This is a genomic window from Bradyrhizobium sp. 62B (genome assembly GCF_030272265.2).
Taxonomy (GTDB): domain Bacteria; phylum Pseudomonadota; class Alphaproteobacteria; order Rhizobiales; family Xanthobacteraceae; genus Bradyrhizobium.
Genome location: NZ_CP092841.2, coordinates 3,359,924 through 3,379,680, shown reverse-complemented (window position 1 = coordinate 3,379,680; position 19,757 = coordinate 3,359,924). Strand labels below are relative to the sequence as shown.

At 66.2% G+C, this 19,757-nt stretch carries 18 protein-coding genes; 1 reads left to right on the top strand and 17 read right to left on the bottom strand.

Going from position 1 to position 19,757, the window contains the following annotated elements:
• Positions 1 to 168 precede the first annotated feature (168 nt).
• Genes lpxB through lpxA form a run of 3 tightly spaced genes read right to left on the bottom strand, consistent with a single transcriptional unit; the run spans position 169 to position 3,018 of the window.
• Positions 169 to 1,353, bottom strand: a complete 1,185-nt coding sequence (lpxB, locus tag ML401_RS15795) for a lipid-A-disaccharide synthase (RefSeq protein ID WP_285812412.1) — start codon at positions 1,351 to 1,353, stop codon at positions 169 to 171.
• On the bottom strand, positions 1,350 to 2,207 hold the full coding sequence (locus ML401_RS15790) for an LpxI family protein (RefSeq protein WP_211416844.1): 858 nt from the start codon (positions 2,205 to 2,207) through the stop codon (positions 1,350 to 1,352). Before ML401_RS15790 ends, lpxB begins: the two co-directional genes overlap by 4 nt.
• A gap of 19 nt (positions 2,208 to 2,226) precedes the next feature.
• Positions 2,227 to 3,018: an acyl-ACP--UDP-N-acetylglucosamine O-acyltransferase gene (gene lpxA / locus ML401_RS15785; protein WP_211416843.1), complete on the bottom strand. Its 792-nt coding sequence runs from the start codon at positions 3,016 to 3,018 to the stop codon at positions 2,227 to 2,229.
• Between the two features lie 175 nt (positions 3,019 to 3,193).
• On the opposite strand from lpxA, the gene ML401_RS15780 reads away from it, so the two are divergent.
• Complete coding sequence (locus tag ML401_RS15780) at positions 3,194 to 3,517, top strand: KTSC domain-containing protein (protein WP_285812411.1); 324 nt, start codon at positions 3,194 to 3,196, stop codon at positions 3,515 to 3,517.
• A 25-nt stretch (positions 3,518 to 3,542) separates the two neighbouring features.
• Here the strand turns inward: ML401_RS15780 and fabZ are convergent, their stop codons facing one another.
• The 14 genes from fabZ to ML401_RS15710 form a co-directional block, all read right to left on the bottom strand.
• Positions 3,543 to 4,004, bottom strand: a complete 462-nt coding sequence (fabZ, locus tag ML401_RS15775; protein ID WP_024341283.1) for a 3-hydroxyacyl-ACP dehydratase FabZ — start codon at positions 4,002 to 4,004, stop codon at positions 3,543 to 3,545.
• On the bottom strand, positions 4,001 to 5,068 hold the full coding sequence (lpxD, locus tag ML401_RS15770; RefSeq protein WP_194407896.1) for a UDP-3-O-(3-hydroxymyristoyl)glucosamine N-acyltransferase: 1,068 nt from the start codon (positions 5,066 to 5,068) through the stop codon (positions 4,001 to 4,003). Before lpxD ends, fabZ begins: the two co-directional genes overlap by 4 nt.
• Positions 5,069 to 5,193: 125 nt before the next feature.
• Positions 5,194 to 7,719, bottom strand: coding sequence for an outer membrane protein assembly factor BamA (gene bamA / locus ML401_RS15765; RefSeq protein WP_259207651.1), 2,526 nt, complete (start codon positions 7,717 to 7,719; stop codon positions 5,194 to 5,196).
• 177 nt (positions 7,720 to 7,896) lie between these two features.
• Positions 7,897 to 9,048: an RIP metalloprotease RseP gene (gene rseP / locus ML401_RS15760; protein WP_194407894.1), complete on the bottom strand. Its 1,152-nt coding sequence runs from the start codon at positions 9,046 to 9,048 to the stop codon at positions 7,897 to 7,899.
• Positions 9,049 to 9,092: 44 nt separating this feature from the next.
• Positions 9,093 to 10,316 carry a 1-deoxy-D-xylulose-5-phosphate reductoisomerase gene (dxr, locus tag ML401_RS15755; protein WP_259207635.1) on the bottom strand — a complete coding sequence of 408 codons (1,224 nt, stop codon included), beginning with the start codon at positions 10,314 to 10,316 and terminating at the stop codon, positions 9,093 to 9,095.
• Between the two features lie 4 nt (positions 10,317 to 10,320).
• Positions 10,321 to 11,163: a phosphatidate cytidylyltransferase gene (locus ML401_RS15750; RefSeq protein WP_285812410.1), complete on the bottom strand. Its 843-nt coding sequence runs from the start codon at positions 11,161 to 11,163 to the stop codon at positions 10,321 to 10,323.
• The gene (locus ML401_RS15745) at positions 11,160 to 11,918 is read right to left on the bottom strand and encodes an isoprenyl transferase (RefSeq protein WP_211416837.1); all 759 of its coding nucleotides are present in this window, start codon (positions 11,916 to 11,918) and stop codon (positions 11,160 to 11,162) included. Before ML401_RS15745 ends, ML401_RS15750 begins: the two co-directional genes overlap by 4 nt.
• A gap of 11 nt (positions 11,919 to 11,929) precedes the next feature.
• Complete coding sequence (frr, locus tag ML401_RS15740) at positions 11,930 to 12,493, bottom strand: ribosome recycling factor (RefSeq protein ID WP_100179729.1); 564 nt, start codon at positions 12,491 to 12,493, stop codon at positions 11,930 to 11,932.
• 69 nt (positions 12,494 to 12,562) lie between these two features.
• Positions 12,563 to 13,279, bottom strand: coding sequence for a UMP kinase (gene pyrH, locus ML401_RS15735; RefSeq protein ID WP_194407890.1), 717 nt, complete (start codon positions 13,277 to 13,279; stop codon positions 12,563 to 12,565).
• A 61-nt stretch (positions 13,280 to 13,340) separates the two neighbouring features.
• Positions 13,341 to 14,264: a translation elongation factor Ts gene (gene tsf, locus ML401_RS15730; protein ID WP_194407889.1), complete on the bottom strand. Its 924-nt coding sequence runs from the start codon at positions 14,262 to 14,264 to the stop codon at positions 13,341 to 13,343.
• Between the two features lie 133 nt (positions 14,265 to 14,397).
• Positions 14,398 to 15,393 carry a 30S ribosomal protein S2 gene (locus ML401_RS15725; RefSeq protein WP_194407888.1) on the bottom strand — a complete coding sequence of 332 codons (996 nt, stop codon included), beginning with the start codon at positions 15,391 to 15,393 and terminating at the stop codon, positions 14,398 to 14,400.
• Positions 15,394 to 15,627: 234 nt separating this feature from the next.
• The gene (locus tag ML401_RS15720; RefSeq protein WP_285812409.1) at positions 15,628 to 18,129 is read right to left on the bottom strand and encodes a caspase domain-containing protein; all 2,502 of its coding nucleotides are present in this window, start codon (positions 18,127 to 18,129) and stop codon (positions 15,628 to 15,630) included.
• Positions 18,130 to 18,290: 161 nt separating this feature from the next.
• Positions 18,291 to 18,812: a hypothetical protein gene (locus tag ML401_RS15715; RefSeq protein WP_211416835.1), complete on the bottom strand. Its 522-nt coding sequence runs from the start codon at positions 18,810 to 18,812 to the stop codon at positions 18,291 to 18,293.
• A 165-nt stretch (positions 18,813 to 18,977) separates the two neighbouring features.
• Positions 18,978 to 19,721, bottom strand: a complete 744-nt coding sequence (locus ML401_RS15710; protein WP_285812408.1) for a carbonic anhydrase — start codon at positions 19,719 to 19,721, stop codon at positions 18,978 to 18,980.
• Positions 19,722 to 19,757: the final 36 nt, after the last annotated feature.

Here is a 19,757-nt window from a genome sequence, read left to right as displayed (position 1 = left end):
CTCGCACAACCCGCCAACTCAAATGTGCCATTTTGTCGCCGGCGGTTGCGGCGACCATTCGGCCTTGATTTGGCTTGGCCGATGTCCGCTTCGGGGACAAAAGCCGCCAATTGCGCTCAAACCAAGTGACCTCCGCTCGGCCGCTGCCAGCCGACGCTTGCAAGGCGCCTAGCTTGGTCTGCCGCCCTTCCGCATCGTGGCCAGCACGATGTCGGCCGCCAGCACGCTCGGTGACCTGTTGCCCGTCGACATGATCCGGTCGAGCTGGGCAAAGGCTTCGACTTGCCGCCGGCGCAGCGGGGACTCCGTCAGCACATCGTGAAGCGCCGGCGCCAGCTTCTCCGGCGTGCAGTCCTCCTGCAGATACTCGGGAATGACGTCCTCACCGATCACGAGATTGGCGAGGATCACCGAGGAGACGCGGATCGCGCGGCGCAGAATGAAGGCCTCGACCGCGCCGACGCGATAGGCGGTCACCATCGGAATGCCCGACAACGCGAGCTCCAGCGTCACGGTGCCGGATTTGGCCAGGGCTGCACGCGCGATGCGGAATACGGCGCGCTTCTCGTTCTCCCCGGTCACGATCCTCGGTTTGACCGGCCAATTCGCGATGCCTTCGCGGATGGTGGCTTCGAGATGCGGCATGGTCGGCAGTATCAGCTCGAAGGCGAGACCGTCCGCCTGCAAGCGGCCGAGCGTTGCGCCGAACACGTCGAGATGGTGCCTGACCTCGCTGCGACGGCTGCCGGGCAGCACCAGCAGCACCGGCGGCTCGCCGTCGCGGCGGGCCTGCTCCTCCGCATTCGGGCGCAGCGAGGACAATTGCTCGACCAGGGGATGGCCGACATAGCTGCATGGCGGCCCGCCGAGCTTGCGGTATTCCTCCGGCTCGAACGGCAGCAGGCCGAGAACGTGGTCGACATAGCCGAGCATGGTCCGCGCCCGCCCCGGCCGCCACGCCCAGAGCTGCGGCGAGACGTAATCGACCACCGGAATTGCGGAATTCTTCGCGCGCACGCGGCGGGCGACGCGATGGGTGAAATCGGGACTGTCGATGATGACGAGCGCGTCAGGCGCAGCTTCGAGCACGGCGTCCGCGGTGTCGCGTATCAACCGCAGGATCTTCGGCAATTGCTGCACCACTGCGGCGAAGCCGACGATCGACAGTTCCTCGATCGGAAACAGCGATTCCAGCCCTTCGCGCGCCATGGTGCGGCCGCCGACGCCTGCGAACTCGACGCCGTCGCCGAGGCGCTGGCGCAGCACCTTCATCAAGGCGCTGCCGAGCCGGTCGCCGGATTCCTCGGTGGCGATCAGGAAGATCCTGCGCTTGGGATCGCGGGATTGCATCACGCCGGCAGGCCGATGACGAAGAGGTATTTGGCGTCTGCCAGCGTAATCATCGCCTGCGGCTCGGCCGCGATGGTGTTGCCGGCAATGACGGCGATGCCGGCGAGGCCCGCGGCGGCGACACCTTCGAGCGTGCGCGGGCCGATCGTCGGCAGGTCGAAGCGCAGATCCTGGTTGCTCTTCGGCGCCTTCACCAGCACGCCGCGGCCCGTAGCTGCGCGAATGCGTCCCTCTTCACGCAGGCGCGCGACGCGCGCGAGCAGCGCGTCGGTGCCCTCGATGTCCTCGACCGCGACCACATGGCCGTCGATCACGACCGCAGCCTGGCCGATGTCGAACGGGCCGAGCGCGGCCAGCACCGCGCGGCCCCGCGCGATGTCGGTCTTGCTGTTGTCGTTCGGCCAGGCGCGGCTGATGCAGCCCTCGGGCATCAGGAGGTCGGGTGCGACGTCCTTGATGCCGACCATGCGGAAGCCGTCCTGCTCGAGGATGCGGCCGACGCCGGACAACAGATGATCGTCGCCGCCGCGAAAGGCGCGGATCACGTTGCCGAGCAGGCGCAGCGTCTTGACGTCGAACCGGATCTCCGAGAGCGAGGGCCGCACCAATGTGCCGATGAAGATCAGGTCGCGGCAGCCTTCCTCGCGAAACAGCCGCATTGCGCGGCCGAGCTGGCCGACCGAAATCCAGCGGTGACGGAATTTCTCAAGCCGCGCCGGATCGCAGGCCCCCCGCAGCGGAAACAGCACCGGCGTGATGCCGCGGGCGGCAAGCGAGTCGGCGACCGCGAACGGCATCGCGCCGCCGCCGGCGACGATGCCGACCGGCGATGCGATCTCCGCAGCCGCCGATGTCATGCCCGCGGCCATCCCAAAATCACTTCGCGATGGCGGGAAGGCAGAGCGGGCGTTTGCCCTTGCCGATGAAGTCGAGGATTTCGGCGATCGCCGGATCTTCGCCCGCGAGCGGCCGGGATGCCTCCAGCCGCTCGGCGAAGGTGCCGGGGCCATGGAAGAGCTTTTGGTAGAATCCGCGCACCGTCGCCAGCCGCTGCTTGGTGAACTTGCGCCGCTTCATGCCGATGATGTTGAGGCCCTCGAGCACCGCGTATTGGCCGTTGACGAGACCGAACGGGATGATGTCGTCGCGCACGCCGCAGACGCCGCCGACCATGACCTGCGGTCCGATACGGGTAAACTGGTGCACCGCGGACAGGCCGCCGATGAAGACGAAGTCGCCGATCTCGGCGTGACCGCCGAGCGTCGCCGAGGTCGCGAAGATCACGTCATTGCCGACATGGCAGTCATGGCCGACATGGCTGCAATTCATGAAGTAGCCGCGATCGCCGACCGTCGTGACGCCGCCGCCGGCGACCGTGCCGGCGTTCATCGTCACGGATTCCCGGATGGTGCATCCCGATCCGATCGTGAGCTTCGTCAGCTCGCCACGATAGCTGAGCGACTGCGGCGGCGTGCCGAGCGAGGCGAACGGGTAGATGGTGCAATCATCGCCGATGGTGGTCTGCGCTGTGATATGCACATGCCCGATCAGCTTGCAGTTCGCGCCGATCACGACGTTCGGGCCGATGATGCAATAGGGCCCGATCTCGGTGCCCTCGCCGATCACGGCTCCGTCCGCGACCCGTGCGGTGGGATCAATCTTGCTCATCAAGCAATCTTACTCGTTAGGAAGCTCTGATTATGTATTGAAGTCGCTCGGTTTTCCGGTGGTTAGCGCGTCTATGCCCGATCTGTCCAGTGACGTATCATCTCTGCCTGTTTCAAGTATCGGATGAGGCAGCCGTCCCGGTCCGTCAACACGTTCATGCGGAGCTTCAACACTCGTGGTCAGGGCCCTGGCACTTCTGCTTGCACAGCTTGCAACCGCGCCGATCGTCTCGGAAACGGTCGAGACCGTCGATCGCCGGCCCATCGACCTTGCGACATTCGAATGCCGCGACATCAGTCGCAGCACGGTGCTTCAACGCGTCTGCTACGACCGCGCACAGCATGACCTCGTCGTTGCGACCGGCGGCTCCTATGCGCGCTATTGCGGCGTCGCGGCCGAGACGGTCGACAACCTTCTGGGCGCGCCGTCCATGGGCCAGTTCTTTAACCGGCATATCAGGCGCGAGGCCGTCGGCGGCCGCTACGATTGCAGCGCGTGAGGTCCAGCTCGACGCCGAAGCCGCCTCAGTCCGTCAGCATGGCGCCGACATCGGCTTCCGCAACCACCTGGCCGTTGACCTTGGCATCGCCGTGAAACCACCACATGGCCTTGCGGCGGCCGAGCGAGCGCATGTGGTACTCGATGGTGTCGCCGGGCAGCACGGGCTTGCGGAACTTGCACTTGTCGATGGTGAGGAAATACACCGCGCGGGGTTTCTCGGTGCCTTCGACCGACTTGATGCCGATCACGCCCGCCGTCTGCGCCATCGCCTCGATCATCATGACGCCGGGATAGACCGGGCGCTCCGGGAAATGCCCCTGGAAGGCCGGCTCGTTGAAGGTGACGTTCTTGATGCCGATGCCGCTGTAGTCGGCGCGGATGTTGATCACGCGGTCGATCAGCAGCATCGGAAAGCGGTGCGGCAGGGTCTGGAGGATCGCATTGATGTCCACCAGCTCGAACTTCACAGGTGATTCCGCCGTCATTCCCGTCCCTCGTCCTTCGCATCGGCCTTGCTGTCGCGTACCAGACGCTCCACCGCGATGATCTCCTTGAACCATTGCTTGGTCGGTTTGGCAAAAAATCCGCCCCAGCGTCCGCCCGCCGGGATGTCGTCCTTGACGCCGCTCATCGCGGTGACCTGGGCTCCGTCGCCGATCTTGAGGTGGTTGTTGATGCCCACCTTGGCACCCAGCGCCACATTGTCGCCGATGGTCAGGCTGCCGGCGAGACCGATCTGAGCCGCCAGCAGACAATTCCGGCCGATGGTCACATTGTGGCCGATCTGGACCTGATTGTCGATTTTGGTGCCCTCCCCGATCACGGTGTCGCGCAAGGACCCGCGATCGATGGTGGTGCCGGCGCCGACCTCCACATGGTTCTGGATCAGCACGCGGCCGGTCTGCGGCACTTTCAGGTGACCCTCGGGGCCGAAGAAGATGAAACCGTAACCGTCCTGCCCGATCGAGCAGCCGGGATGGATCAGCACGTCGTTGCCGATCAGGGCGCACTGGATGGCCGTGCGGGCACCGACATTGCAGTCCCGGCCGATCTTGACGCCAGGGCCGATGACCGCGCCGGCGCCGATCACCGTGCCGCTGCCGATCTCGACGTCCGGGCCGATGACCGCCAGGGGCTCGACGATGACGTCGTCCTCAATCCGGGCCGAGGGATCGATGATGGCTGACGGTGCAATACCCTCGATGCCGAACCAGGACTGCGGGCGCAGCGCATCGGCATGCCATTCCCGTGCGATCCCGACAAAGGCGCGGAACGGCTGCGCCACCCGCAGCACGGCCACGTGGGCGGGCACCTGGGCCTCGAAGCGCGGGCTCACCAGGCAGGCCCCGGCGCGGGTCGCCTTGAGTTCCCCGATATATTTGAGGTTGTCAAAAAAGGCCAAGTGCATCGGGCCGGCTTCGTCGAGCGAAGCAAGACCCGTGATGATCTGGTCGCCCCTCGACGGGTCGATCAGCTGCGCCTTGGTCTGCGCGGCGATGCCGGCCAGCGTCGAGGCCGGCGGCTTTTTGAAGAAGGTCGGCTGCGCCATTCCACCCCGTCGCGGTCCGGCTTCGGCATGAAGCGGTCAAGCCGCATCATGCCCCATCTCTTGGAATGGCACGATCCCTTTCGGAAACCGGCTCCATTGATCCGGATCGTGCCGTGCTGATCGAACTAGAACGTGGTGCCGCCGCCGAACCGGAACTCCTGGACACGGTCGTACTTGCCCTTGCTGAGCGGCACGGCGTAGTCGAAGCGCAGCGGACCGAATGGCGACTGCCAGATCAGACCGACACCAACCGACGAGCGGACGACCTTGCTATCGTCATAGACGAGGCCGGTACAGGTTCCGGTGCTCGATGGATTGATGGTCGAGGGGATACAGCCGGGAGCGTTGACCTCGTTGGTCGTGGTCCAGCTGGTCGGTCCCTTATAGTCGTAGAGGCCGCCGGCGTCGGCATAGACCGCACCCTTCAGACCCACTTCCTTCGGCAGGAACCAGAACGGCATCTGCAGTTCGAGCGAAGCGCCCCAATACTTGGTGCCGCCGAGCGCATCCTGCGTGCCGTAGGGATTCAAGTCGCGCGGGCCGATGCCGTTCGGAGCAAAGCCGCGAACGAGGTTCGAACCCATCTGGAAGTGATCGAGCATGCGTAGATCGCTGCCGATCTTGTTCAGCATGCCGCTCTGCACGCGGACGAGGCCGACGATGTCAGACACCAGCGGAGTGTAGTACTTCGCGTCGACCACGGACTTCAGGTAGGAGACGTCGCCGCCGACGCCGGCGAAATCCTGACGGAAGTCGACGAGCAGACCGTCGGTCGGGTTCTTGTTGTTGTCCAACGTGTTGTAGGTCAGCGTGTAGCCGAGCGCCGAGGTCAGGGTCTTGCCATTGGCAAGCTCCTTGCGCACCGGCAGCGAGGCTTCACCGTCGCTGTAGCAGCCGAGGCCGTTGGTCCCGCTCAGGTCGATGCCGCCGGTGGCCGCGGCGAAGGCCGGGCTCGGATTGAACGCCGACGTGCCGATGTTGTTGTTACAGTTCGCCAGATAGTACGGCAGCGTGATTTCCTGCCGGTAGATCGAGTAGCGCAGCTGCAGCGACAGATCCTCGCGCAGCGAGAAGCCGAGGCGCGGCGAGAAGCCGAGCGTCTTGGTACCGTAGGAGATGTAGCTGTTGGACTTCTGCTCACGCTGATAGAGGTCGAGGCCGAGCGCGACGCGGTAATCGAGCAGGTACGGCTCGACGAACGACAGCGAGTAGCCGCGTGCATACTGGCCATAGGTCACCGACGCCTTGGCGAACAGGCCGCGGCCGAGCAGATTGCGCTCGGAGATCGAGACTTCGGCCAGCGCGCCGTCAGTGGTGGAGTAACCGCCCGAGATCGAGAAGTCGCCGGTCGATTTCTCTTCCATGTCGACGATCAGGACCACGCGATCGCTCGACGAGCCGGGCTCCGTCGTGATCTTCACGCTCTTGAAGTAGTCGAGGTTCTTCAGGCGCCGTTCGGCACGGTCGACCAGGGCGCGGTTGTAGGCATCGCCCTCGGAGATGTCGAACTCGCGGCGGATCACATAGTCGCGGGTGCGGGTGTTGCCGCGCAGGTTGATGCGCTCGATATAGGTGCGCGGGCCCTCGTCGATGTTGAACACCACGGAGACGGTGTGCGCCTCGAAGTTGCGGTCGCCGCCGGGACGGACCACGGCGAAGGCGTAACCGCGGCGCGAGGCCTCGATCTGCATCTCCTCGACCGACTTCTCGACCGATTCGACGTTGTAGAGCGAGCCGGCATGGACGCGCGAATAGCCGCGCATCGAGGTGGGATCGAAGTTCGGAATGCTGGAGCGGAAGTCGACCGCGCCGACGCGGTACTGGGCGCCTTCCTCGATCTTGAAGGTGACGTTGAAGCCCTTCTTCTCCGGATCGTATTCGGTGAGCGCGGCCACCACCTGGACGTCGGCGTAACCGTTCTTGAGATAGAAGCGGCGGATCAGGTCGCGGTCGGCTTCGACGCGGTCGGGATCGTAAATGTCACCGCTGGCGAGGAAGCTCAAGAGGTTCGATTCGCGCGTCTTGATGACGTCACGCAGGCGATAGGACGAGAACGCGCTGTTGCCGACGAACTCGATCGACTTGACGCCGGTCTTGGCGCCTTCCTCGACCGTGAAGATGAGGTCGACGCGGTTGTTCGGCTGCTCGATGATCTCGGGCGTGACGCGCACGTCGTAGCGGCCGGACCGGCGATAGATCTCAGCGATTCGCAGCGTGTCGGACTGCACCATGGCGCGCGAGAAGGTGCCGCGCGCCTTGGACTGGACCTCAGTGGTGAGCTGCTCGTCCTTGATCTTCTTGTTGCCCTCGAAGGCGACACGGCCGATCACCGGGTTTTCCACCACGGAGACGATGATCTGGCCGCCGGCACCGCGGTTGATCCTGACGTCCTGGAACAGGCCGGTCTCGATCAGCGCCTTGAGGCCGTCGTCGATCGCCGCTTGATCCAGGCGACCGCCCGGACCCGGCTTGAAATAGGAGCGGATGGTCTCCACCTCGACGCGGCGATTTCCTTCGACGGAAATCGACTGGACGGTCTGAGCGAGCGCAGACGAAGACACAAAAACAGCCCCGACCGGGGCAACCACCGGCGCGCCGAACATGATCAGGGTTGCGAGCAAGCCCCCCCGGAGTCGCAGTCCAAACTTCATCGCGCAACGCGCCCTTATCATTCCGAACCAGACCCAACCCCAACGCCGGTCTGGAAGATTCCCCAAGTCGAGGCCGCTTGTAGCCAATTTCACCGACGCCGCAAACGGCCGAAAGCGTCGTGATTTCAATTTCATTCCAAGACGTTGCTCAACAGCAACGCCACAAAAAAGCCGCCATCAGGATGCCGCCATCCGCAGGATGTCGTTGTAGGTCGCAAACACCATCAACATCAGCACCAAACCGAGCCCGATTCGGAACCCCATCTCCTGAGTCCGCTCGGACAAGGGCCGGCCGCGGACCACTTCGGCCGCATAGAACATCAGGTGGCCGCCATCGAGCAGCGGAATCGGGAACAGGTTCAGCAGGCCGATCGACACCGACAGCACCGCACACAGGTTGATCACGAACTGGAACCCGGCGCTGGCCGCCTGCCCCGACATCTTCGCGATTCCCAGGACGCCGCTGACCTCGTTGGGGTTGCCGTTACCGACGAACAGCGAGCCCAGGAACTTGAAGGTGCTGGTGATGATGAACCAGACCTGCTCGACCCCGATCTTGAGGGCCTCGCCGATGCCGACCGGCGCGGTCGAGGCCTCGCCGGCCTGCGATTTGTGCTCGACGCCGAGCACGCCCAGACGGTGACTGTTGCCGAACGGATCCTTGCGCTCGAGCAGCGCCGGCGTCGCCGTCAGCGATACGATGGTACCGTCCCGCTTCACCTGGAAGGCAAGCGCTGAACCGGCATTCGTCGCAACGATTCGCTGCATGTCGGCAAAGCTCTCGATCGGCTTGCCGTCGATCTGGACGACGACGTCCCCGACCTTGAAGCCGGCCGCCGCCGCAGCGCCGTCGGCGACGATGCCGTCGACGCGCGCGATCGTGCTCGGCTTGCCGTAATACAGGGCCATGCCCGCGAAAATCAGCGCGCCCAGGATGAAATTGGCGATCGGTCCGGCCGCGACGATGGCGGCGCGCGGTGCGACCTTCTTGTGGTGGAAGCTGCCGGCGCGCTCCTCAGCCGACATGGCCGCAAGCGTCTGCGCGGACGGGGTCGAGGCCTCGCTCTCGTCGCCGAAGAATTTGACGTAGCCGCCGAGCGGGATCGCCGAGATCTTCCAGCGGGTGCCGTGGCGGTCGTTGAAGCCGACCAGCTCAGGTCCGAAACCGAGCGAAAAGGTCAGGACGCGCACGCCGGCCCAGCGCGCGACCAAAAAGTGGCCGAGCTCGTGGAAGAACACGACGATCGTCAGGACGAACAGGAAGGGAACCGCGTAGCCGAGGAGCCCATGGCTCAACGTATTGAAACTATGGGTAAAAAAGTCGATCATCGAATTCCCTCATCCAGCGCCGCAAGGCCCTGGCCCCGAACCATCTAGGATGCCTTTAAGGCAATTTGAGGCAATAGGGCGGCAGCTTTATTTCGCGCAACATGGTCAACAGAGATTGCATCATCGGCTGACGTCATGGGGGCCTGGTTCCCTTCGCGGATCCAGTCGTTCAGTGTCGCCTCCACCAGCCGGGCAATGGCCCCGAACCGGATCTTGCCGGCGATGAACGCGGCCACCGCGACCTCGTTGGCGGCGTTGTAGACGGTGGTCGCCCCCTTCCCGGTTCGGAGCGAGTCGAAAGCCAGGCGCAGCCCGGGGAAGCGCTCGAAATCCGGCGCCTCGAAAGTCAGCTGGCCGATCTTGGCCAAATCGAGCTTCGCCGCCGGCCCCTTGATGCGGTCGGGCCAGCCGAGGCAATGCGCGATCGGGGTACGCATGTCGGGCGCGCCGAGCTGGGCCATCACCGACCGGTCGGAGAACTCGACCATGCCGTGGATGATCGACTGCGGATGCACGAGCACGTCGATCTCGTCGGGCGTGAGTGCGAACAGATAGGAGGCCTCGATCACCTCGAGGCCCTTGTTCATCATGGAGGCCGAATCGATCGTGATCTTCTGGCCCATGCTCCAGTTCGGGTGCTTCAGGGCCTGCTCGAGCGTGGCCTGCTCGATGTCGGCGGGCTTCCAGGTGCGGAACGGGCCGCCCGACGCCGTGATGATGACGCGGACGAGTTCATCGCGATTGCCGGATGCCAAGGCCTGGAACAGCGCGTTGTGCTCGGAATCGGCCGGCAGGATGCACGCGCCCGCCTTGGCCGCCCGCTGCATGAAGAAATCACCGGCGCAAACCAGGCATTCCTTGTTGGCCAACGCCACATGCGCGCCGCGATCGACCGCGGCCAGTGCCGGCTTCAATCCGGCTGCGCCGCTGACGGCCGCCATCACCCAATCGGCCGGGCGAGCGCCGGCCTCGATCACGGCACTTTCGCCGGCCCCGCATTCGGTGCTCGTGCCCGCGAGTGCAGCCTTGAGCTCAGCGAGCTTGGAGGTGTCGGCGACCGCGACGTAGCGCGCGGAAAATTCCTTCGCGAGCTTTGCCAGCGCCGCGACATTGCTGTTCGCCGTCAAGGCTTCGACGCGATAGCGCTCGGGCGAGGCGCGCAGCAGGTCCATCGTGCTGTCGCCGATCGAGCCGGTGGCGCCGAGCACCGTGACGCTGCGGACGGACGTCGCCGCAGCCTTGTTGTTTCGCAATGGGACTGCGCTCATAACCTCACCAAACCATAAGACCGCTTCCGGCGCTATGCACACCATGGCGGAGAAAGCCGATAATCCAGGCCGCCAGGATGGCGGCGACAAAACCGTCCAGGCGGTCCAAAAGCCCGCCATGGCCGGGAATTAAGTGACTGGAATCCTTGACACCGAAGCGCCGTTTCACGGCGGATTCGAACAGATCGCCCAATGCCGACACCACGGAGAGGATGGCGCTGACGAAAAGCAAGGGCGCCATCTGCCCGAGCCCAGAAGCCGCGAACCCGACCGCAACCAGGAGGCTTGCGACAAAGCCGCCGATCGCGCCGGCCCAGGTTTTCTTGGGGCTCACGCGCGGCCAGAGCTTCGGCCCGCCGATGCTGCGGCCCGCGAAATAGCCGCCGATATCGGTCGCCCACACCACCAGCAGCACGAACATCAGCGCGGAGAAGCCGTTGACGAGATCCTTCCGCACCAGGATCGAGGCCAGCAGAGCCGCCGCGGCATAGGCAAATCCCGTCGCCGCCCAGACGAACTTGCCGCGCGCGATCAGCGTCACGATCGCGCCGCCGACGAGCCCAACGACGACTGAGGTCTTGAGCCCGCCGAAGGCGACGGCGGCGCCCATCATGGCGATGACGATCGTCCCTGCCCCCGTCAGCGCGGCGGAGCCTGCGCCGACCACCGTCAGCCATTCCGCGAACAGCCCGATCGAAACCAGGGTGACGAGCAGCGCCCACAGCCAGCCGCCGGCATAAGCAATCGCGATGGTCAGCGGCGCCAGCACCAGCGCTGCGAGGACTCGCATCACGAGATTGCTCGGGGTAGGCTTGGCGCCTACCGGTGCGGAATCGTGTTCGCTCACGAGGCGGTTTTCGCGACCAGGCCGCCGAAACGGCGCTCGCGCCTGGCAAATTCGGCGATCGCACTTTCCAGCGCCGCCTTGTCGAAATCGGGCCAATGGATCGGCACGAACACGAGCTCGCTATAGGCCGCCTGCCACATCAGGAAATTGGACAGGCGCTGCTCGCCGCTGGTGCGGATGATGAGATCGGGGTCGGGAATGTCGGGCGCATCGAGATGCGCGCCGAGCGTCTCGGCGTCGATCGTGGCCGGGTCGCGCTTGCCTTCGGCGACCTCGCGGGCGAGCTTCTGCGCCGCCTTCGCGATCTCCTGGCGGGAGCCGTAGTTGAAGGCGACGACGAGCGTCAGGCGTGTGTTGTCGCGCGTCAGCTCCTCGGCCTCGTTCAAGAGCGCGCAGATGTCGCTCTCGAGCCCCTCGCGCTCGCCGATGATGCGGACCTTGACGCCGTCGCGATGCAGGCTCGCCAAATCGTTGCGGATGAAGCGGCGCAGCAGGCCGAACAGATCGCCGATCTCGCTCGCCGGGCGCGACCAGTTCTCCGACGAGAAGGAGAAGATGGTGAGATAGCGGATGCCGAGCTCGTGCGAGGCGCGCACCACGCGGCGCAGGGCCTCGACGCCGCGGCGATGCCCCTCGGCACGCGGCAGACCTCGCGCGGCCGCCCAACGCCCGTTGCCATCCATGATGATGGCGACATGCGCGGGCGCCTCGGACCGATCGGGTCCTTCCGTGACAGGCGCGGCGGCGTTGGACATCGGGGGCGGCCTTAAACGGTGAGGATCTCTTTTTCCTTGGCAGCCAGCAACTGGTCGATTTCGGCGATCGTGCCGTCGGTCGCCTTCTGCACCTCGTCGGCGTGACGCTTCTGGTCGTCTTCCGACATTTCGTGATTCTTTTCGAGCTTCTTGAGCACGTCGAGGCCGTCGCGGCGGACGTGGCGCGCGGCGACCTTGGCGGCCTCCGCATATTTATGCGCGACCTTCACCAATTCCTTGCGCCGCTCCTCGTTCAGCTCGGGGATGCGCAGGCGCAGCACCTGGCCCTCGGTCGCGGGCGACAGGCCGAGATTGGAATCGACGATCGCCTTCTCCACCGCCTTGACCATCGACTTGTCCCAGACCTGCACCGAGATCAGGCGCGGCTCCGGCACGCTGACGGTGGCGAGCTGATTGAGCGGCATGTGGCTGCCATAAGCGTCGACCTGGACCGGATCGAGCATCGAGGCGGACGCACGCCCGGTCCGCAGGCCGCCAAGCTCGTGCTTGAGCGAGGCGACGGCGCCTTGCATGCGGCGCTTCACTTCGTTGAGGTCGAAATTACCCGTGGGCATCACGTTTCTCCTTCAAAATCCCGGCGACTGCTCCCGCGCCCTTCCCTTTCAGGCGCGTCAGGGGAGCCTTCAGCCGGCGACGATGGTTCCGTGGCCGGCGCCGCGCAGAATCGCGCCGATCGACCCCGGCTCCGCGATCGAGAATACGATGATAGGCAGCGACGTCTCGCGGGCAAGCGCGAAGGCGGTCGCATCCATCACCTTGTAGCCGCCCTCGATCGCCTGCGAATGGGTCAGCCGGTCAAACCGCGTGGCGGCAGGATCCTTCTTCGGATCGGCCGAGTAGACGCCGTCGACATTGGTTGCCTTCAGCACCGCCTGGGCGCCGATCTCGGCGGCGCGCAGCACCGCGGTCGTATCGGTGGTGAAGAACGGATTGCCGGTTCCGCCGCCGAGCAGCACGATGCGGCCCTCGGCGAGGTATTTGTGCGCCGCAGTGCGGGTGAACAGCTCGGAAATCTCGGGCATGACGAAGGCCGACAGCGTGCGCGCCGGCGCGCCCTTGCGCTCGATCGCCGCTTCCAGCGCGAGGCAGTTCATCATGGTGGCGAGCATGCCCATGGTGTCGCCGGTCGGGCGCGACACGCCGCGGGCGGAGACCTCGACGCCGCGCACGATATTGCCGCCGCCGATCACGACCGCAACCTCGCAGCCGAGCTTGCGGGCCGCGATCAGATCGTCCGCAACCCGGTCGACGGTCGCCTGGTCGATGCCAAACCCCTGCTGTCCCGCGAGATATTCGCCGGACAGCTTGATCACGACGCGACGATAGACCGGATCAGTCATGTGCACTTTCCTTGCCCGGGCGCCGCTTCCGGCGGCACGCCGGAAGGAGGTGTTCCGGCGCTTACTTCTTGCCGCTGGCCGCGGCGACCTCGGCCGCGAAGTCGCTTTCCTGCTTCTCGATTCCCTCGCCGAGAGCATAGCGCACAAAGCCAGCGATCTTCACAGCGCCGCCGACCTTGCCCTCGGCTTCCTTCACGGCCTGCGCCACCGACTTGCCGGTGTCGTGGATGAAGGCCTGCTCGAGCAGGCAGACTTCCTTGTAGTAGGTCTTGAGGCCGGACTCGACGATCTTCTCGATCACGTTCTCGGGCTTGCCCTGCTGGCGATATTTGTCGGCGAGCACGTCCTTCTCGCGCTTGGTGACCGCCGGATCGAGGCCGGACGGATCAAGCGCCAGCGGGTTGGCGGCGGCAACATGCATCGCGATCTGGCGGCCCAGGGCCGCGAGCTCGTCGGCCTTGCCCGGCGATTCCAGCGCCACGATCACGCCCATCTTGCCGGCACCGTCGACGACGGCACCGTGGACGTAATGCGCGACGACGCCCTGGCTCACTTCGAGCAAAGCGGCACGGCGCAGCGTCATGTTCTCGCCGATGGTGGCGATCGCGTCGTTGATCGCGGCTTCGACCGTGACGTCACCGACCTTGGCGGCCTTGATCTTTTCGACATCGGCGCCGACGTCGAATGCGACCTGGGCGATCATCTTGACCAGGCCCTGGAACTGACCGTTGCGCGCGACGAAGTCGGTCTCGGAATTGACCTCGACAACGACGCCCTTGTTGCCCTTGGTGAGCGCGCCGATCAGACCCTCGGCCGCGACGCGGCCCGACTTCTTGGCGGCCTTGGACAGGCCCTTCTTGCGCAGCCAATCCTGCGCCGCTTCCATGTTGCCGTCGTTTTCGGTCAGGGCGGCCTTGCAGTCCATCATGCCCGCGCCGGTCGACTCGCGCAGGTCCTTGACCATCGCAGCTGTGATCGTTGCCATCGTTGAAAATCCTTTGTGCCTGCCGGTTCGCCGCGGCGCGGCTTGATCGCCCCGCCGCGGTCCATCTCAGGGATTCGCGTCAATTGAAATGGTGGCCGGATCCACTCCGGCCAACCCATCGCTCTCTTTGACTTTATTCCGCTTCCGCGGTCAGCGCCTTGGCCTTAGCCACCCAGGCGTCCGCACGGCTCGGCAAACCGACTTCTTCGCCGATCTTGTGCGCGGTGTCGTGGTCGAGCTCGGCGAGCTGCCAATAGTGGAAGATGCCGAGGTCGTTGAACTTCTTCTCGATCGCACCCGACACGCCCGGGAGCTTCTTGAGGTCGTCGGCGGTGCCGCGCGGGCCGGCAAGGCCCTGGAAGCCGCTCGACGAGGCCGCCGGCAGTTCTTCGGCGAGCGGACGGGCCGACGCACCGACGTCGATGCCCGAATCGCCCTGGGCGCGGGAGATGCCGTCGATCGCTGCACGCGCGATCAGATCGCAATAGAGCGCGATCGCACGGCCGGCGTCGTCGTTGCCCGGCACCACATAGGTGATGCCCTTCGGGTCCGAATTGGTGTCGACGATCGCCGCGACCGGGATGTTGAGGCGCTGGGCCTCCTGGATCGCGATGTCTTCCTTGTTGGTGTCGATCACGAAGATCAGGTCGGGCAGACCGCCCATGTCCTTGATGCCGCCGAGCGAGCGGTCGAGCTTGTCGCGCTCGCGCTGCAGCGTCAGGCGCTCCTTCTTGGTGTAGGAGCTGGCATCGCCGCCCGACAGCACGTCGTCGAGGTGGCGCAGGCGCTTGATCGAGGCGGAGATCGTCTTCCAGTTGGTCAGCGTGCCGCCGAGCCAGCGCGAATTCACGAAATACTGCGCGCAGCGCTTGGCAGCGTCCGCGACGCCGTCCTGCGCCTGGCGCTTGGTGCCGACGAACAGGATGCGGCCGCCCTTGGCGACGGTGTCGCTGACCGCCTGCAAGGCGGTGTGCAGCATCGGCACGGTCTGCGCGAGGTCGACGATGTGAATGTTGTTTCGGGCGCCGAAAATGAACGGAGCCATTTTCGGATTCCAGCGGTGAGACTGGTGACCAAAGTGCACGCCAGCTTCAAGCAGCTGACGCATAGTGAAATCGGGTAGCGCCATCGTTCTAATTCTCCGGTTGGTTCCTCCGGAAACGTGTGAGCAAGACGGAGCGTTCTCGCCCCGGCTGCCACCGGACGGCCTTGTGAGCCATGTTTCCGTGTGAGATGGCGCGCTGTATAGCGCCATTTCGGCCAGAAGCAAGGGAATAAGGGCCTGATCCGGGCGGTTTTCGCCCGCTCAAGGCCCCCTTCCGTAAAGACCAGGCGGATCGCCCGGCGCCCCGCTGGTACCGGGTTAGCACCTGGGCTGGTTTGGCGGGCACTTCTTTGCCGCCGCCGGCGGCGGCGCGGCAGGCCGCGGCGGAGGCGGCGCCGGGCGCGGCGGGGGCGCGACCGCCATCCGGGGCGGTGGCGGGGGTGCCGGCCGGGCGACCGGCGGCGGCGGCGCCGGCCGCGCCATGGCCGGCGGAGGCGCCGGCCGGACTGCCGCCACGGGCGGAGCCACCCGTGCCGGTGGAGGCGAAGCGACACGCGGCGGAGGCGGTGGTGTCGGACGCGCGACGGCCGCAGGCGGCGGGGGCGTCGGTCTTGCCACGGCTTGTGGGTGCGCGGGTGGCGCGGACGGCCGGGTTGCCTGCGCCGGAGCAGCCGACGGCTGATTCTGCGGCCTGATCGGCTGGCGCGCGGCCGAGGGCAGCGGTGGGACCGGCCTCCCCGCGGCGCCAGGAGCGGAGCCCGGCGCAGCCGGCGGTGGCGTGCCAGCCGGCTCGCGGATGGCAGATTTGGCGCGGTCCGCGGGGGCGGTCCCGGGCGGTATCTGCGCCACCGGCGGCTTCGGCGGCTGGCCGGGCGCAGCGACGGGGTTTGTCGTGTTGGGCGCAATAGTCGCCGGGGCGGCCGCCGTTGGCGCATTGGGATGAACCGGCGCTGTCGCGCCCGGAGTTGCAGTGGTCGGCGCTGCCGGATGGCTCGGCGGGCTCGTGGGGGCGGTGGCCGTCGGAGCGAGCCTGCTGCCCGGTACACTCCCTGCCCCCGCGGGCGGCGTCGGCGGCCCGCCTTGGGCACCGGGGACCGGCAGCGAGTTGGCCTGTGGCAGCCTGGGCTGTGGCGCGACGGATGGCGCTGCGGTCGGCGCGACGGCGGTCGGCGTGGCCGGAGGCGTCGCGGTCCTCGCCGTCGGCTGGATCGTCGCGCTCGGCGGCATCGGCGCCTTGCCCTGCTGAATCAGGGTAGCGCGCTGCGTGGCGGCCTGCGGCAGGGTCGGGCCCGCGGGACTGGCGCGACCGGCAATCGCCGGCGCGAGACTGGCCGGTCCGCTCCCTGCTCCCACGCCCGCGGCTGGTGCCGGCGGACGATTGATCACGGTGTTGATGACAGTCGCATTATGGATGTTCTGGTAGATGATGTTGTTCGGCGGCGGCGCGACATAGACCGGCGGCCGGACAAACACCGGGATCGGCACGAACACCGGCTGCGGCAGCACGAACAGGCCAACCACCGGCATCGGCGGCGGCAGCACGACGAAATCCGGCGGCGGCGGCGGCAAATAATAGACCGGTGGCGGCGGTGGCGGCGCGAAGCCGAAATCGGGATCGCTGAAATACAGCACCGGGCGATCGACATAGACCACCTCCTCCGGCGGCGGTGGCGGCACGTCGTAGTCGATCATCGCAAAGCTCGGCGGTGGCTCGACCGGCGCGGTGAGGATCGCAAGGCGGCGGCGCGCATCGCCCGCGTGCGGCCCGCGCGGATAGCGGCGCAGATACGACCAATAGGCCTCCGGCGTGTCGTTCCGGTAGGTGCGACGCCAGGTGATGGCTTCGCGGCGCGCCGCGGCGATCGCCATCACGCGCTTTGCGAGGGGATCACCGGGATAGGCCGCGAGGAATTCCTCATAGGCCGCAAGCGTGTCGCGCTCGAGCGCGGCGGCATAGGCATCCTGCACGCCTAGATCGCGGATCGGCTTGCTGCGGATGGCGGCGACCTGGTCGGGTGCGGCCTGCGGCGGCGGCGCGTCGGGCCCGCGCTCGAAGAACGAGAACGGCGCCGATATCTTCTGCTCGTTCCAGGGCACCTGCGCGCCCTTGCTGGCTTCGTTGACGCGCAGGCGGACGCGGTCGAACACTTCCGCCAGCGGCAGGCCGCCGGTGCGGATCATCTCCGCCAGCGACTGCGCATAGATGCCGTACGGCCCCGGCTCCTCCGGCGCGACGGTGCCGGGCGCCGCGTTGAACGCAATCAGCATGTTCGGGTCGGGCTCGACCAGCGCCAGACCGCTCGCGATCGGCTGACCGCCCTCGATGAAGGGCTGCGCACGGGCAGCGTCGAGCACGACGATGTTGGCCTTGAGCGGAATGGCGGCGAGCTGGCGCGCATAGTCGCTGATGCGCAAGGCCTCGGTCGGAATGTCGGTGTCGCGGGTGATGTTGGAATCGACCGGGATGAAATAGTTCTCGCCGGCAATCTGCATGCCATAGCCGGCGAGATAGATCATGGCGACCGTCCCCGGCCCCGAGGCCTGGGCCTTCTGAATGAAGTCGCGAAAACTCTTGCGCAGCGTGTCGCCGTCGAGATCGCGCGCGCCGACGACGTCGAAGCCGGCCGCCTGCAGCGTCTGCGCGATCAGGCCGGCATCGTTCGCCGTCGTCGCCAGCGGCGACTTGGCATAGGCGCCATTGCCGACCACGAGCGCGATGCGCTTCTCCGGCTGCTGGGCGCGGGCCGCGTCCGGCGCGCCGGCGGCAAGGGCCATGATCGGCAGGAGAAGGCAGATGAAGACTTTGAACGTCCCGCGCATGGCTCTCTTGCCCGCTTTTGTTGTTGGCACCGCGCATCAGGCGCGCGGCCGGCTGAATGGCCGTTGAACGAAAGGCTCGGATTGAGGCGATGGCGTGGCTGGCCCGTCACCGGCGTCGGCCTGGCGTCAGTCTCGCTGCGACGGCCGTCTCGCCGCGGATCTCATTCGGCCAATTTCAGTTCGGCGACGGTCGTCCGCGCAGCCGCCTCATCGACCGGCGAGAAATCCACCGGACCCTGATTCTTGTAGGCCGACGTCATCGCCAGGGTAAGTCCGTATCCGAGGAGCCCGGTGCTGGCATTCGCGATCACCGCATTCTTGCGATCGCTGTTGCGGGCCAGATAGAAATAGGTTCGGCCGGACTGGACTGCGATGTCCTGATGCGTCTCGCCGGGAAAACCGGGCTCTGCCGCAAAAAACTGGTGCTGGCCGGCCGGCCGATCGACATAGAGGTAGGTGCCGGTCTTCAAACCCTTGAGCACCGCGCCATCCAACGCAAACTCCCAGCCTGCGTCGGCTACGCCACCGAACCCCTTCTCGCGAAACACCACGATGCGCGCCTGCCCCGCCTTCGGCGGTCCGATCCTCTGCATCGCGGTCGCGTAATCCAGTCCGCTCCGCTCTGTTTGACAGCCAACCAGCATTGCCGCCGCAATCAGCAGCACAGCCCCACGCAAAATCATCCACGCCCCCGCCTGTCCCGGCGTGAGGCTAGCGCAAGACAGCTTCTGATTGCAACACGCGCAGCATCGCTGCCCTATGCCGAAGCCGTGCGGCCAGCCTCTGCGGGAAAGAGGCGCGGCCATCCGGCATCCGATGCGCTCAGCCCCGGGTCTCAGCCCTGGGTCTCAGCCCTGAGCAAGCAACTCGACGGCCCCCGTGCTCAGCCGATAGATACCGCCGACCACCTTGAGCTTGCCCTGCTCGACCGCTGCATTGAGGAGCGGGGCGGCCGATTTCAGCTTGGCGACGTTGTCGATGACGTTCTGGCGGATGGCGTTGTCGAGCGCGTTGCCGCTCTGCCCGGCCGCGGTCTTCACCGACGGCGCGATCGCGGAGACCAGCGTCGGGATGTGCCCGGGCAGCGGCTTGTCGTCCTTCAGCGACTTGATGGTCGCATCGACGGCGCCGCAATTGTCGTGGCCGAGCACCAGGATCAGGGGCGTGCCGAGCACCGCGACGGTGTATTCCATGCTCGCGACCGTCTCGTCGCCGGCGAAATTTCCGGCAACGCGGCACACGAACAGATCGCCGCGTCCGCTGTCGAAGGCATATTCGGGTGCGATGCGTGAATCGGCGCAGCTCAGGACGGCTGCGTAGGGATTCTGGCCGCCGACCAGAGCCTCGCGCTCATGCGTGAAGTCGTGACGGCGCGACACACCCGAGACGTAGCGCGAATTGCCGTCCATCAGCCGCTTCAGCGCGGCATCGGGCGACAGCACGTTTTGCGGCTTCGGCGGCGCCTTCGCCTCCTTGGCCAATGCAGGCCCGCCAAACGCCGCCATCCCGAGCGCGGAGGCGGCGAAAAGCATCATCGAGCGGCGGGAGGGAGCCATCGATTGATGCAGATTTTCAGAGCATTTGTCACACATGGTTGTTCTTCCTTGGTTGCGCGCCGGGCCACAACT